Source organism: Gimesia sp., assembly GCF_040219335.1.
Classification (GTDB): domain Bacteria; phylum Planctomycetota; class Planctomycetia; order Planctomycetales; family Planctomycetaceae; genus Gimesia.
The window spans coordinates 39,112-52,213 of sequence record NZ_JAVJSQ010000005.1 but is presented as its reverse complement, the minus strand read 5'-3'; the positions used below and the strand labels follow the sequence as shown (position 1 = coordinate 52,213).

The following is a 13,102-nucleotide window of genomic DNA, read 5'->3' as shown; positions in this document are numbered from 1 at the left end:
TTCAGTTAAGGCATCTCATCTCCATGAAAATCGAACAAATCGTCTGCCAGATCCTCCGCTCGGGTTCCGTCACCAATAAAACCGCCAGCTGCCAGGATTCGGTTCTGGTCCGCATCAAAACCGACAACGGCCTGGAAGGGATCGGTGAAGCGGACTCCTCACCCGAAGTGGTCAAAGCCATCATCGACGCCCCTTACAGCCACAACGTGGCCTGCGGATTAAGAGAGCTCCTGATCGGCGAAAACCCGCTGGAAACAGAACGCCTCTGGCAAAAAATGTATCGCCACACCATGTACTTCGGCCGCACCGGCGTCACTATCACCGCGATGGCCGCCATCGACATGGCCCTCTGGGACCTCAAAGGCAAACACTTCGGCGAACCGATCCATCGCCTGCTCGGCGGCGCCCATCACAGTGAATTCCGCGCCTACGCTTCAATTCTGTTCGGCAAAGATGGCCAGGAAACCTGCGACATCACCCAGCGCTGGATCGAAAACGGTTACACCGCCGTCAAGTTCGGCTGGGAACCGATGGGGGAGTCGGAAGCACTCGACATCGAACTGGTAGCGGGAGCCCGCGAAGGTTTGGGAGACGGCACTCTGCTCATCGATGCCGGCTGTGTCTGGGATGCCAGAACCGCTCTGCAGCGGGCCAACGCCTTCGCCGATTACAATATCGGCTGGCTTGAAGAACCGCTCTTCCCTCATGATGTCGCCGGTTATGCCTGGCTCAAAGATCGCTCCCCCGTCCCCATCGCTGCCGGCGAAGAAGAATGCGGACGTGAATCCTTCGGTCCCTACATTGAACAGCGGGCCCTTGATGTCTACCAGATCGACCTCGCCCGTAACGGCTTCACAGAAGCCTCCTATCTGAAACAGCGGATTTCCGACATTGGTGCCCGTCCCTGCAATCACTGTTACACCAGCCCCATCACCGTCGCTGCCTCGCTGCACTGGCTGGCCACCTGCAAAGATGCCTTCATCTTTGAAGACTGCGTCGAAGACGAACCGATCCGCAACGAACTGACCTACGAAAAAGTCCAGGCCGAAAACGGCATTATTCAGGTTCCCGATCAACCGGGGCTCGGCGTCACGCTCAACGAAGAATTTGTTGCCGCACATATTGTTTCAGAATCGAAATAGTGTCCCCCCTCACACTTCCCCAGACCAGACTGAGACCACAACATGACACAAACCCCCATTCGTACGAAGATCGACTTTGAACAGCCCGGTACTCAATGGAGTACGCTCAATATCCCTTTCTCTTACAACATGAGCGGCTGGTCGCAACTGCAGATTCCCATCGCCACCATGGCCAACGGCGAAGGCCCCACCGTGCTCCTCATGGCCGGTAATCATGGAGATGAATACCCCGGCCCCATCGCCATTATGAAACTGATGAAAACCCTGCAGCTGGAACAGATTTCCGGCCGCATCATCTTCATCCCCGCGATCAACATCCCCGCTGCCAAAGCAGCCACGCGACTCTCCCCCCTGGATGGCAAAAACCTCAACCGCTGTTTTCCTGGAAACGCGGAAGGTACCGTCACCGAAATCATGGCCCACTACCTCACTACGGAGATCTTTCCCCGGGTCGATGTCGTCATCGACCTGCACACCGGCGGTCGGGGCGTTTACTTTTATCCCTGTGCCCACCTGCACCTGGTCGATGATCTCAAACAGCGCCGCCGCATGGCTCAGGCCACGCTCGCCTACAACACCGATTTCGCATTCCTCTATGCCGATATCGCCGGCAAAGGGCTGCTGCCTGTTGAAGCCGAAAACATGGGAAAAACCGTCGTCACCACCGAAATGGGCGGCGGCGAAGTGACTCCGGCCAGCGTGCATCGTACGACACAGTCCGGTTTGCACAATGTCCTGATTCACCTCAAGGTCCTGCAGGGGGAGGAACAAAGCCGCGCCGAACTCGGCCTGGCTCCCACCCGCTGGATTCAGGCACTCGACGCCGACGACTATATGTTCGCCCCCGAGTCCGGCCTGTTTGAAAGTTTTGTCGACGTCGGAGCCGACGTCTCTGCGGGACAGCCCCTGGGAGGACTCTACTTCCTCGAACGCCCGGACCGCGAGCCGACGATTATCGAAGCTCCCTCGGATGGCATCGCGATCGCCCACCGTGGCCCAACCTTAACCAGCCAGGGAGACATCCTCTTCTGCCTGGCGCATGATGTCGATCCTGCCGTCCTGAAAACGTTCGAATAACCTCCTGTTTCTCCACCACCGGGAAGACATATATGACGGGACTGGACTGGTTCATTGTCTTTTTACTGAATGGCGCGGTGATCGCCTTTGGCTTTTACCTCGCCCGCAGTACGAAATCCAGCAGCGACTGGTTTCTCGGCGGACGCTCGCTCCCCTGGTGGGGGCTGGGTCTTTCGATCTTTGCCACCAGTGTCGACAATGCCGACGCTGTCTCCCTCACCGGTTACGCCTTTAACCACGGCATGCACATCATCACCGCTTTTACCCTCGCCAGTGTCTGCGGTGCGGTCTTGGCCTCATTCGTCGTGGTCCCGGTTCTCTATCGCGGCGGCTTCTACACCAACGCCGAATACCTGGAAACCCGCTTCGGTAAATCCATCCGCGTCTTCAGCGCCCTGATTCAGATCCAGTACCGCACCAGTATGCTCGGCCTGATGATCTGGTCTATTTATCTCATGCTGCAGGGCATCCTTGATTTCACTCCCACGCAATGCTGGACGCTCATCGCGCTACTGGTCATCTTCACCGCCGCCTATACCACCTGGGGCGGACTCACCTCTGTCGTCTGGACCGATGCCCTGCAGAGCCTGATCATGATGGCCGGCGGCATCACCATATTCTACGCCGTCTGGTCCGCCACCGGGGGCTGGTCGACGATGGTCGACAACCTCTCGCAATCCACCGACGCCAGCAAACAACCGTTGATCAACTGGCTGCACATCGGCCAGTTCCAGGATGCCAAATCCACCTCCCCCTATCTGATCGTCATGGGCTGGACCATCATCGGCATGGGTTACTACACCGTCAATCACACGCAAACCATGCGGCTCATGGGAGCCCGCTCACTCTGGGATATGAAAATGGCCGCCCTCTTCGGCTGCCTGTTGATCATGCCCATCATGATCGGCACCACCCTGATGGGCGTCATGGGCCGCGTCCTGGTTCCCGAGTTCACGCCTCAGGATGCCGATCGGTTATTACCATATTATGCCAACCAGTATCTCGCTCCCGGTTTTAAGGGACTCGTCGTTGCCGGTATCCTTTCCGCTGCCATCAGTACTTTCGATTCCATCGGCTCCGCCCTTTCGGCTCTGTTCACCCGCGATATTTACGCCCGCTGGATCAAAACCGATGCCACGGAAGCGCATTACCTGAAAGCCACCCGCTGGGCAACCATCGGCATTCTGCTGATGGGCTTCCTCTACATCCCTTTCATCGCCCGTTACGACAATATGATTCAGGCCTTCCGCACATTGATTCCTGTTTTTGTAACACCATTATTTACCGTTTATATCGTAGGCGTTCTGACCCGCGTCCCGCGTCAAAGTGGCCTGGTCGGCCTCTGTGCCGGCTCCCTGTACGGACTGATTGGCTTCATCGACCGCGTCCTGGTCAAAGAGCAGCTTTTCAGCCCCTGGCTGACGGAGGTCTGGTACGCCTTCCCCTGCTCAATGATTATCACCACACTCGCCATGCTCGCCGCCACCCTCAAATGGGGTTGGCTCAAGCCGGATCAGCAACTGGAACTGCAGACACCCGCCTCACCGGAAAAACATAACTGGCTCTCCGAAAGCCGCCAGGAACTGCTGGCCGTCAAAGAGTCACCCTTTTATAGGCCGGTTCCCCAATACCTCAACCCCAACTGGTACGCGATTCTATTAATCGCCTTCTCCTGCTGGATCATATTTGGACTCTTCTGGTAATCCGCCACTAAAGGAAAATACTCGGGACTCCCCCATGCAACACTGCCTCAGACTATCGTGGATCCCCCTGCTCATCGCCTTGCTCGCCCCCCCGGGCCATGCCGCTGAACCGTCTCCGCATAAACCAGTGCCCCTCGACATTGAATTCACCGCCCGTAGTGACCAGACAACACAGCGCTACGTCCTGCTGCTGCCGGATCAGTTCTCACCGGAAAAGACCCACTCGCTGCTCATCGCCCTGCACGGACACGGTTCCGACCGCTGGCAGTTCGTCAAAGATCCCCGGGGCGAATGCCGGGCGGCTCGCGACATCGCCCGCAAGTATAACCTGATTTACGTCTCCCCCGATTACCGAGCCCGCACCTCCTGGATGGGGCCCAAGGCAGAAGCCGACCTGCAACAGATCATCGAGGAATTAAAGTCGAAATATCAAATCGACCAGGTCTTTCTCTGTGGCGGTTCGATGGGAGGCTCATCCAGCCTGACCTTCGCGGCCCTGCATCCGGAACTTATCGCCGGCGTCGCCGCCATGAACCCCACCGCCAACCATCTGGAGTACAACAATTTTCAGCCCGCCATCCAGGCCTCCTTCGGGGGCACCAAACAACAGATCCCGGAAGAATTTAAAAAGCGGAGTGCCGAATACTGGCCCGAAAATTTGACGATGCCCCTCAGTATCTCGGTCGGCGGAAAGGACACCAGCGTCCCTCCAGACAGTGCCCGCCGACTGATCAATATCTTGAAACATCTTAACCGAGAAGTCCTGCTGATCGACCGTCCGCACGAAGGCCACAAGACCAGCTATGACGACGGCCGCGCGATCCTGGAATTCGTCATCCAGCGGGCCATTAGCAAGAAAGACAAACCGGCGCAATAACCCCGGTCACTGACCGATCTGGGTTTCGCTGCGCAACATGTTACCGCGGTTCAACAACTCTTCGGTCGGCACCACCACTTTGGGCTGCAGCTGATAAGTGAACTCATGCCGGTTCGTGACTTCAAAGGGCAGCAGGTTATCCGTCACTGCATCTAGTGGCATCCACTGATACCAGGGCGTCCGCACCTTCTGCATCACCGACTGCGTTTCGTAGCCATCTTTGGTCAGCGTGATTTCGCGAGTCCCGTAATAGGTAAAATCCATCGAGACCGGCGTATAACCGATTTCTTCCCCGTCCACTTTGACCAGCGCCCCGGACGGAACCGAACGAATTGTCATCCGGCGATGCACGCACCCGGTCTGCACCGCTGCCAGCAGCAGTAACAGCGCAAACAGCGATCCACGCTTCACATCAACCGATGCAAATCTGAATCGCGGCACAGCGGCTCTCGCACGGAGTGTATTGACAGGGTCGGACATGGACCTTGAGACGAAACTTTCGACAGGACAACGTTTGTAGACAGATTCAGGGTAGAATCCTGAATGAAGAGCGGGATTCTACTTTTCTTCCTTAATCCTGCCAAGACAAATTTTGACAGTTCCTGACAAAGAAATTCCCCGTAAACCATTATTTTAAAAACACTTACAGAAACACAGTTTCGATAGTAAAATAATCAAAATCCGCGAACCTCGCCCCTCGACTCTGTTTCTAAACAGTCAGCAGGCCCATGAAAGGACACTTTTAGCGAATATCGGCAATTTTTTTTGAGACAAAGCCGGGGAAGTGCCCCGGTTATCTTGAATTTCTCGCGCGGTCGTGCGATAAAGTGCTCATCACTATTAAGTTATCGATTGTCGAGCCCTATGCCGACCGTCGAAAACAACATCGGGACGTAGCGCAGCCTGGTAGCGCGCTACACTGGGGGTGTAGAGGTCGCAGGTTCAAATCCTGTCGTCCCGACTTCTCATTACAAATTGTGAGACACACAACAGCCGGCTGCGGTCAATTCCGCCCGGCTGTTGTTCTTTATACGCAGGCGCACCAGCGCGTCAACAGGAACGACGCCCTACCTCAATCAGCCTGCTGTGCTTTCAACCACTGCACACTCAGATCAGGAAAGTCCGTGCAGACATCGTCAACGTCGGCCTGGTTGAATAACGCCTCATGCAGCGCCGCCACCGAAGGACAGTTCTTCGGCAGATCATCGCTTCTGACAACCCCCGTAACCACACGCAACCCTGCAGCGTGAGCCGCCTTTGTGAAATCGCTACACTTTGCCTCTCCACTTTCATCCCAGGTAACCACCCGTGGCAGATTCGGAAAAACGCCATCTACAGTTTCCGACAATTGTTTGAGACCTGCAGCCGTGGCTAGTGCATCGTAATCAGAACCATCCGGCCCGGGCTTGCCGCCGGAATAGATCATCATCAGGTGCCCCTTCCAGCCGAACTCCTTACGGAACCGTTTCAGGGTCTCCAGTTCGAAACACTGAACCCAGCAGGCAGATTTTTCATCCGTCCCATAGCCGTAGCGGGTCAGTACATCAAACACCGCTTTCGCGATATCACGCCCCTCTTGCTGATGAAAGCGCGGCTTCTTGACTTCGGTGAACAGCCCCACATTCCGGCCCGTGCTCAAATTCAATCCCTGGATGAAACGAAGCTCTTCCTCCAGCGTATGCAGTTGATAAGTATACCCGTCCAAGGGAAACCTCTCTGCATACACAGGCTTGCCGGTCTTGCGTTTGAAACGCTGGGTGGCGTTGAGCTGCTTAATCTCGGCCAGCGTGAAATCGATGGCATAGTAACGTCCGTCTGCTCGCTTCCGTTCCGGAAACTTATCGGCCACATTCGTAATCCCATCCAGATGAGTATCGTGCAACACCAGCGGCACATTATCCTTCGTGAGCACAACATCCTGCTCCAGGAAATCCGCTCCCTGGGCATAAGCCATCGCCTTCGCAGGCAAACTGTGCTCCGGTAGATAACCGCTGGCACCGCGGTGGGCAAACACATGATGTTCATCGGCCCACAGCGAACCGGAAATCATTAACAGAGCAAGACAGAAACAGACAGCTTTCATAGAGACAGACCTGAAAAGAGAACTTCGTTGAAACGGCAATCGCAGGCATCCCACCACACCTGCCGCGCGATCGTAACAGCGACGAATCAGCCAATCAAGCTGCTGTATCTTCTTCTCTCGAACAGCCACAATCTTCATCATAACCTCACAAATCCCTCACCAAACGCACATCATATTTCTGACAGACCATCCCGGCCCACTCGATTCGCATGCACTTTGAGAGCTCTCATCTGCCACCATTGTCTGAACAGACTGAACTTGATCCGCACTTTCCGAATCGTATTGTTGTGCAATTGTGCTTCGCGCGCGAGGCGGATGATGCGTGCACCGAAACACCGCGCACAAGTCACTCAGCATCACCTGAATCGCCGTCGATTTTTCCAGTTTTTCAGTGGAACATTCCGAACCGGTTCGTTTTATCTCGTACATTTTCAAATCATTTCGGAGCATATTCAGAGCACATTCAAACAAACTCGCAGGAACCTCAGAGGCATTCACAGTAAACACAAAGCAAAATCCCACTTGACCTCCCCGCGCCCTTCCTCAAAATCAAAACCGACCTGGCACTTCTCAGACAAAAACAACATTGATCGACAAACCCACAGAAAGTTTCGTGTCTTTCGTGTCTTTCGTGCATTTCGTGGTAGTAAACCACAGCATAAAGGCTTGTTGCAAAGAAATAGACATCCTACACATCGGCCCCAGCCAGTACAGATGAAAATAAATGGTCTCGTTGGGAGAAACCTCATGATGGCCCACAGGCCCCCCCAGCCACTTGCTCAGACAATACAAACACAGCACTTTACATGCTTTTCGTTTCATTCGTGGTTTAAAATTCTCCTCCCTGGTTTGTCATTCACTAACCAAAACAGGTAAGCTCTACCATAGAGGCAGTGAATCATCCCCGATGTTCACTGCGCTCACTCACAACGCGCCCCAAAATCAATCGAATTCAATTATCGAAAGTCAATACAATGCAGAAACGCACACTCGGCAGTAATCTTGAAGTCTCCGCCCTGGGACTGGGCTGCATGGGCCTCAGCTTTGGCTACGGTCCCGCCGTCGAAGACCAGGATGGCATCAACCTGCTGCGAGCCGCCGTCGATAAAGGCGTCACCTTCTTCGACACCGCCGAAGTCTACGGCGCCTTCACCAACGAGGAACTCCTCGGCAAGGCCCTCTCCCCCGTCCGCGAACAGGTCGTCATCGCCACCAAGTTCGGCTTCGCCATCGACGACCAGGGCGTACAGACCGGCCTCGACAGCCGCCCCGCACACATTCGAGACGTCGTCGAAGCTTCGCTCAAACGCCTGCAGACCGACTATATCGACCTGCTCTATCAGCACCGCGTCGATCCGGAGGTCCCCATCGAGGAAGTCGCCGGCACCGTCAAAGAACTCATCGCGGAAGGCAAAGTCAAACACTTCGGTCTCTCGGAAGCAGGCGTCGATGTCATCCGCCGCGCCCACGCCGTCCAGCCGGTCGCCGCCCTGCAGAGTGAATACTCCCTCTGGTGGCGCGAACCCGAAGAAGCCATCCTCCCCACCCTCGAAGAGCTGGGCATCGGCTTCGTCCCCTTCAGCCCCCTGGGCAAAGGATTCCTCACCGGCAAGATTGACGAATCAACCACCTTTGCCAGCGGTGACTTCCGTAACAAGGTCCCCCGCTTCGCCGAAGAGAACCGCAAAGCGAACATGGCACTCGTCGACCTGTTGGGCCAGATCGCCCAGCGGAAACAGGCCACTCCGGCTCAAATCGCCCTGGCCTGGATCCTGGTTCAGAAACCGTGGATCGTCCCCATCCCGGGCACGACTAAATTGCACCGGCTCGAGGAAAACATCGCTGCTGCCGACATCGAACTTACAGCCGGCGATCTCGCCGAAATCGACAGCGCCCTCGCTGAGATCGATGTCTTAGGCGAACGCTACCCCGAAGCGGCCATGAAAATGATCAATCGTTGAGGGACCAGACCATGCGGATAACCAGATCACTGCTGCTCATCCAGACCGTTATCTGCCTCATTGGTCTGGATCTGCAGGCAGAACCTGCTCCCCCACTCCGCAAACCCGATCTGGTTGTCCCCCTCTGGCAGGGAGAACCGCCTCTGTTCCAATCAGATGCCCCCGCCGAAATCTTCGATCCGCGAGGCAAATTCACCAATGTCACGCGTCCCGAAATTGCAGTCTTTTCGCCCAATCCTGACAGGAATAGAGGGATGGCCATCATCGTCTGTGCCGGCGGAGGCTACGGTTCACTGGACTGGAAAACGCACGTCATCTACGCGGCTGACGTCTTCAATCCGAAAGGCGTCACCATCATCGGTCTGAAATACCGGACCCGTCCCCCTTTCAAGGGGACGAACTCCGAAATTCAGGCTCTGACTCTGCTCGATGCGAAGCGGGCCGTCCGCCTGGTGCGGCACCGTGCCAAAGCATGGAACATCAACCCACGACAGATCGGCATCGCCGGTTATTCAGCGGGCGGCAACCTGGCGATGAACCTGGCAGCGAACTTCGATGCCGGTACTCCCGACGCCACCGATCCCATCGAGCGGGAAAGCAGTCGTCCCGACTTCGCCATCGGCCTGGCCACCTGGCACTGGCGCCAGAAAGAATCACCCTTTCAATTTTCCAGGAATACGCCGCCGGTCTTCCTCGTCCATGCCACCAATGACGGCATCAAGGGAGGCGCCCCGATCGAACTGCCCCGTGAAATCACAGCCGACCTCCAGAAGTTAAACGTCCCCGTCAAACTAGCGGTCTTCGACGTCGGCGCTCACGGTGTCGGCAATCTGATCCCCCGGCGCGTCAAACGCGGCTTCCCCCCCCGCAAAATGGCCGGATCTCTTCCTCGACTGGTATCAGCGCATTTCCAGGCACTGATATTGTTATCAACTGCCCGCGCACGGTTCAGGGACTCGTGGCCCACCCCAAATACTGCTGGAGATCGGCCTGGGCTTTCGCCGACAGATCGTGATTGAGTTCACGATACACGGACTGTCTCTTTCTCAGCAGCCAGTCCTTCCAGGGGACATTGGGCTCGATTTCTTCGAGTGATTCCGCAATCTGTTTCGTCCCCATGATCTCAGCGACCAGGAACCGCACCAGTTTCCTTTTATCTTCGAGTCGATACATGGCAAATGGTTCGCTGATATTTTCAAAAATCGGTCCCGCCAGACGATTGTCAGAGGTCGCGAGTGCCAGGGCGTGTCGCAACAGAGAATCATAAATCCGCTCCAGGCCCCACGGATTCGACTTCATTAACGTAAAAGCCTGCAGCAACGTGGTACTCCCCTCTGCTCGATCCCCCTGCTTTAAGAACGCAATGGCCTGGACAGCAGCCTGCTCTGCAGCATTGCCGGTCTTCAGCTTGTCTGACAGCTCTGCCGAAATCGGGACTCCCGCCTCAGCACAGGCATGGGCATAGACCACTCGCTCGACAGGACAGGTCTCGTCAACCCCCATCTCCCCGAACAACTCCGCTGCCTGCCTGTAATTCTGATCGAGGTAAGACTGGTAGGCCAAACCAATGCCCTGTTCGATACGAGAGGCCTGGGTCAGTTCCGGCATGGCCCCTCCCAGGTGAAAGTGCATTGCCAGGCGACGTCTGGCGATCGCCTCAGGAGTGGTAGAGAATGCCTCCCGGGGACGCGTATCCCCTGATTGAACGGCCAGTTCCTGCAGACGTTGCGTAGAGAATCGCGACACGCGTCCTACGGAACTCGCGAACGCGTATTCGAGCAGGTTACGATCATCGGTATTGATCAGGGACGGGTTCTGATCCAGAAACAGCTGGATCGTCTGATTGTCACAAACATAATGTGCCAGAATCCCCGATACATCCTCGGCCCGCCAGGCGAGCTTCAGCCCCTCCCTGATCACCGGGTTATTCAAACTCTGCTGGAGCGAGTCTGCATCATAAGCCAGCGGACGAGGCGCTGGACTGCTAACGAGAACCATATCTCGGGCGCGGGTTCTCCAGATCTCAACCGTCGGAAATACGGATCGCATCGTTTTGAGAACCGTCGCCACCGTCTGATCATCAACCTCATATCCCTGCAGCCACTGCAGGAATAATCCCTCCTCCGCAAGCCTGTCAGCCGCCGAGGCGTAAAATTCCCTGGTATAAAGATTGGCAATGCCTGCCCGATAAGGATTCGAGGGTTCCGAAATGATAATGTCGTATTCCGCCGCAGAAGTCAGCAGGAATTCCCGCGCATCATTATGATAGATGTGCACATCCGGTTGGGACAGCACCCGACGATTCATCGATTCACAGCGCCGCGCCATGTCGAGCACACCGGGTTCCAGCTCCACAACATCAACCGGTCCGGAAATTGCATCAGCCAGCCAGCCCACGGTTTCGCCCGTGCCCAGCCCGATCACCAGACCGGTTTTCAAGTCTGATTTTAAAACGGGTCCCAGCAGCCCCAGCCCCATCTGTGTACCGGCGTCCGTGTAAGCATTTCCGTCACTCTTTCCATTAACGATAAAGGACAGGCTGTCGGTCGCGGTGATCCCGATACTGGACTCCACCCCTTCGGTCTCCCATAACAGTTGTCTGCGTTTGGTGTTGATAAAATTCTGCTCGGCATTCCGGGTTCCGTCCTCCAGTTCTGCGCGTCCCGCTCCGATCCCGGAATGTCGCCAGGCAGCCGTCGGCCCCTGTTGCACTACTCCCAGGAGCGCCAGCAGAGTCAAGCCGGACGCCAGCGAGATACCGAAGCGAGAAACCTGCCACAAGCGGGAGACACAGACGATGGTCAGGCCCAGTAAAAGCAGCATCAGCACAGACAGGCGCCACACACCGATAGCGTTCAATGCCGGTAGTAAAAAGAAGCCACCTGCGATGGCACCACATATCGCACCGCAGGTATTGGCCGCGAAGGTCCAGCCGACATGCTTGCCCACATCCTGTTGTCCGCTCCCTGCCAGCGCAATCAGCACAGGAAACTGAAAACCGGAAACAAGCGCCACAGGCAGCACCACCAGGGAGCCGACCTCAAACCAGCTCCAGACCTGTTCTGCAAACGAAGAGAAGGCTGACTGTTGCTGCTGTAATACCCACATCGCAATGCGATCGCCCAACCAGAAAGGGACAGCAATGCAGATCGCTTCCAGGGTGCAGGTCGTCACCAGGAGCTGATACGAGGGAGTGATCCAGCGACCAATCAGATGATACAACAGCCCGCCGATGCCGATCCCCAGCAGTACAATACAGAGAATCAGCCCGAAGGTATAAGTCGTCCCCCCCAGCAAAGGTCCCAGCATGCGATACCAGACAATCTCCATCTGGAAAAATACAAACCCGACGACCGCCGCGGTGAAATACAATAGAACCGCATGGGGCCTGGGTCGTTGCACAGCAGCTTCAGACTCTGTCGTGACCAGGGGAGAGACTGACGCATCCGCTGCCTGTTGTTGATCGCCTGCTACCAGCTGCCGGGAATACCAGAAGGAGATCGCCGCCAGCAGCAGATTGACCAGGCACGCCAACCAGAGCAAAACGCGATTGCCCAACAGTTCCAAGAGCATAAAATTGGCCAGTCCGGCCCCAAGCACAGCCCCCAGAGTGTTGATCCCGTAAATGCACGCCAGGTTTCTACGCTTGGCATCCAGTTGACTGGTCACGGCGCGGGCAGCAGCCGGCAGAGTCCCCCCCATGAAAATGGTCGGCAGGATCAGAATGGCCGTCGCCGCCAGCAATCGGGCAATCGTGGCCACCTCAACTCCCATCGTTGATTGTCCGCCAGCACGCACATACGCATACCGGGTCAGGTCAATCAGAAAAGGACTGAGTGCCACGCTAACGGCGATCGCCAGTTCGAGCAGGGCATAGAAGCGAACCGGCCGAGTGAACTGGTCAGACCGTTTTCCCAACAGGGCATTCCCCAGTCCCAGACCTCCCATAAAAATAGCCAGCACAGCAGAAGAGGCTAACGTGGTCGCGCCGAAAATCAGACGCAACTCCCGGATCCAGATCACCTGATAGATCAACGCGCACGCGCCGGAAAAGAACAACAGGGTTGCCAGTTTCAATGTAGACGCAGACCGTTCTGATGGAGTGCCACTCACAGATTTTCTCGCGCGTTAATGAGTCCTGCTTTTGATATGCCCGGGCAGTCACTCTATCGCATCAATTATCAAAGATCCAGAGAGTCGTCACGTTCCCTTCCCTGTATGTTTTTTCCTGCGAATCTCATAAATTCATCGTTCCATCA

9 protein-coding genes and 1 tRNA gene are annotated in these 13,102 nt (G+C 56.0%); 7 read left to right on the top strand and 3 right to left on the bottom strand.

The features are described from left to right. The first annotated feature begins 23 nt into the window (after positions 1-23). From RID21_RS04310 to RID21_RS04295, 4 genes are read left to right on the top strand one after another with little or no spacing between them, the layout of a single operon-like run. Positions 24-1,142: a mandelate racemase/muconate lactonizing enzyme family protein gene (locus RID21_RS04310; RefSeq protein ID WP_350187333.1), complete on the top strand. Its 1,119-nt coding sequence runs from the start codon at positions 24-26 to the stop codon at positions 1,140-1,142. 42 nt (positions 1,143-1,184) lie between these two features. Continuing rightward, a complete protein-coding gene (locus tag RID21_RS04305; protein ID WP_350187332.1) occupies positions 1,185-2,219 on the top strand; it encodes a succinylglutamate desuccinylase/aspartoacylase family protein in 1,035 nt (344 codons plus the stop codon). A gap of 32 nt (positions 2,220-2,251) precedes the next feature. Continuing rightward, on the top strand, positions 2,252-3,922 hold the full coding sequence (locus tag RID21_RS04300) for a sodium:solute symporter family transporter (RefSeq protein ID WP_350187331.1): 1,671 nt from the start codon (positions 2,252-2,254) through the stop codon (positions 3,920-3,922). A gap of 34 nt (positions 3,923-3,956) precedes the next feature. Then, complete coding sequence (locus RID21_RS04295) at positions 3,957-4,799, top strand: alpha/beta fold hydrolase (protein WP_350187330.1); 843 nt, start codon at positions 3,957-3,959, stop codon at positions 4,797-4,799. A 6-nt stretch (positions 4,800-4,805) separates the two neighbouring features. Here the strand turns inward: RID21_RS04295 and RID21_RS04290 are convergent, their stop codons facing one another. Further along, a complete protein-coding gene (locus tag RID21_RS04290) occupies positions 4,806-5,240 on the bottom strand; it encodes a PEGA domain-containing protein (protein ID WP_232105033.1) in 435 nt (144 codons plus the stop codon). A gap of 446 nt (positions 5,241-5,686) precedes the next feature. On the opposite strand from RID21_RS04290, the gene RID21_RS04285 reads away from it, so the two are divergent. Continuing rightward, a tRNA-Pro gene (locus tag RID21_RS04285) sits at positions 5,687-5,760 on the top strand. A 111-nt stretch (positions 5,761-5,871) separates the two neighbouring features. On the opposite strand, the gene glpQ is transcribed toward RID21_RS04285, so the two are convergent. Then, positions 5,872-6,882, bottom strand: coding sequence for a glycerophosphodiester phosphodiesterase (gene glpQ / locus RID21_RS04280; protein ID WP_350187329.1), 1,011 nt, complete (start codon positions 6,880-6,882; stop codon positions 5,872-5,874). 974 nt (positions 6,883-7,856) lie between these two features. Between glpQ and RID21_RS04275 the strand changes: the two genes are divergently transcribed. Then, positions 7,857-8,843, top strand: a complete 987-nt coding sequence (locus RID21_RS04275) for an aldo/keto reductase (RefSeq protein WP_350187328.1) — start codon at positions 7,857-7,859, stop codon at positions 8,841-8,843. A gap of 11 nt (positions 8,844-8,854) precedes the next feature. Next, entirely contained in the window at positions 8,855-9,862 is a 1,008-nt protein-coding gene (locus RID21_RS04270; RefSeq protein ID WP_350187327.1) for an alpha/beta hydrolase, read from the top strand. On the opposite strand, the gene RID21_RS04265 is transcribed toward RID21_RS04270, so the two are convergent. Continuing rightward, positions 9,792-12,956 carry a fused MFS/spermidine synthase gene (locus RID21_RS04265; RefSeq protein WP_350187326.1) on the bottom strand — a complete coding sequence of 1,055 codons (3,165 nt, stop codon included), beginning with the start codon at positions 12,954-12,956 and terminating at the stop codon, positions 9,792-9,794. The genes RID21_RS04270 and RID21_RS04265 overlap by 71 nt on opposite strands. Positions 12,957-13,102: the final 146 nt, after the last annotated feature.

Bases quoted from the DNA above. Each gene is read 5' to 3' on its own strand.
- RID21_RS04310 (WP_350187333.1), top strand. From the start codon at position 24: ATGAAAATCGAACAAATCGTCTGCCAGATCCTCCGCTCGGGTTCCGTC.
- RID21_RS04305 (WP_350187332.1), top strand. From the start codon at position 1,185: ATGACACAAACCCCCATTCGTACGAAGATCGACTTTGAACAGCCCGGT.
- RID21_RS04300 (WP_350187331.1), top strand. From the start codon at position 2,252: ATGACGGGACTGGACTGGTTCATTGTCTTTTTACTGAATGGCGCGGTG.
- RID21_RS04295 (WP_350187330.1), top strand. From the start codon at position 3,957: ATGCAACACTGCCTCAGACTATCGTGGATCCCCCTGCTCATCGCCTTG.
- glpQ (WP_350187329.1), bottom strand. From the start codon at position 6,882: ATGAAAGCTGTCTGTTTCTGTCTTGCTCTGTTAATGATTTCCGGTTCG.
- RID21_RS04275 (WP_350187328.1), top strand. From the start codon at position 7,857: ATGCAGAAACGCACACTCGGCAGTAATCTTGAAGTCTCCGCCCTGGGA.
- RID21_RS04270 (WP_350187327.1), top strand. From the start codon at position 8,855: ATGCGGATAACCAGATCACTGCTGCTCATCCAGACCGTTATCTGCCTC.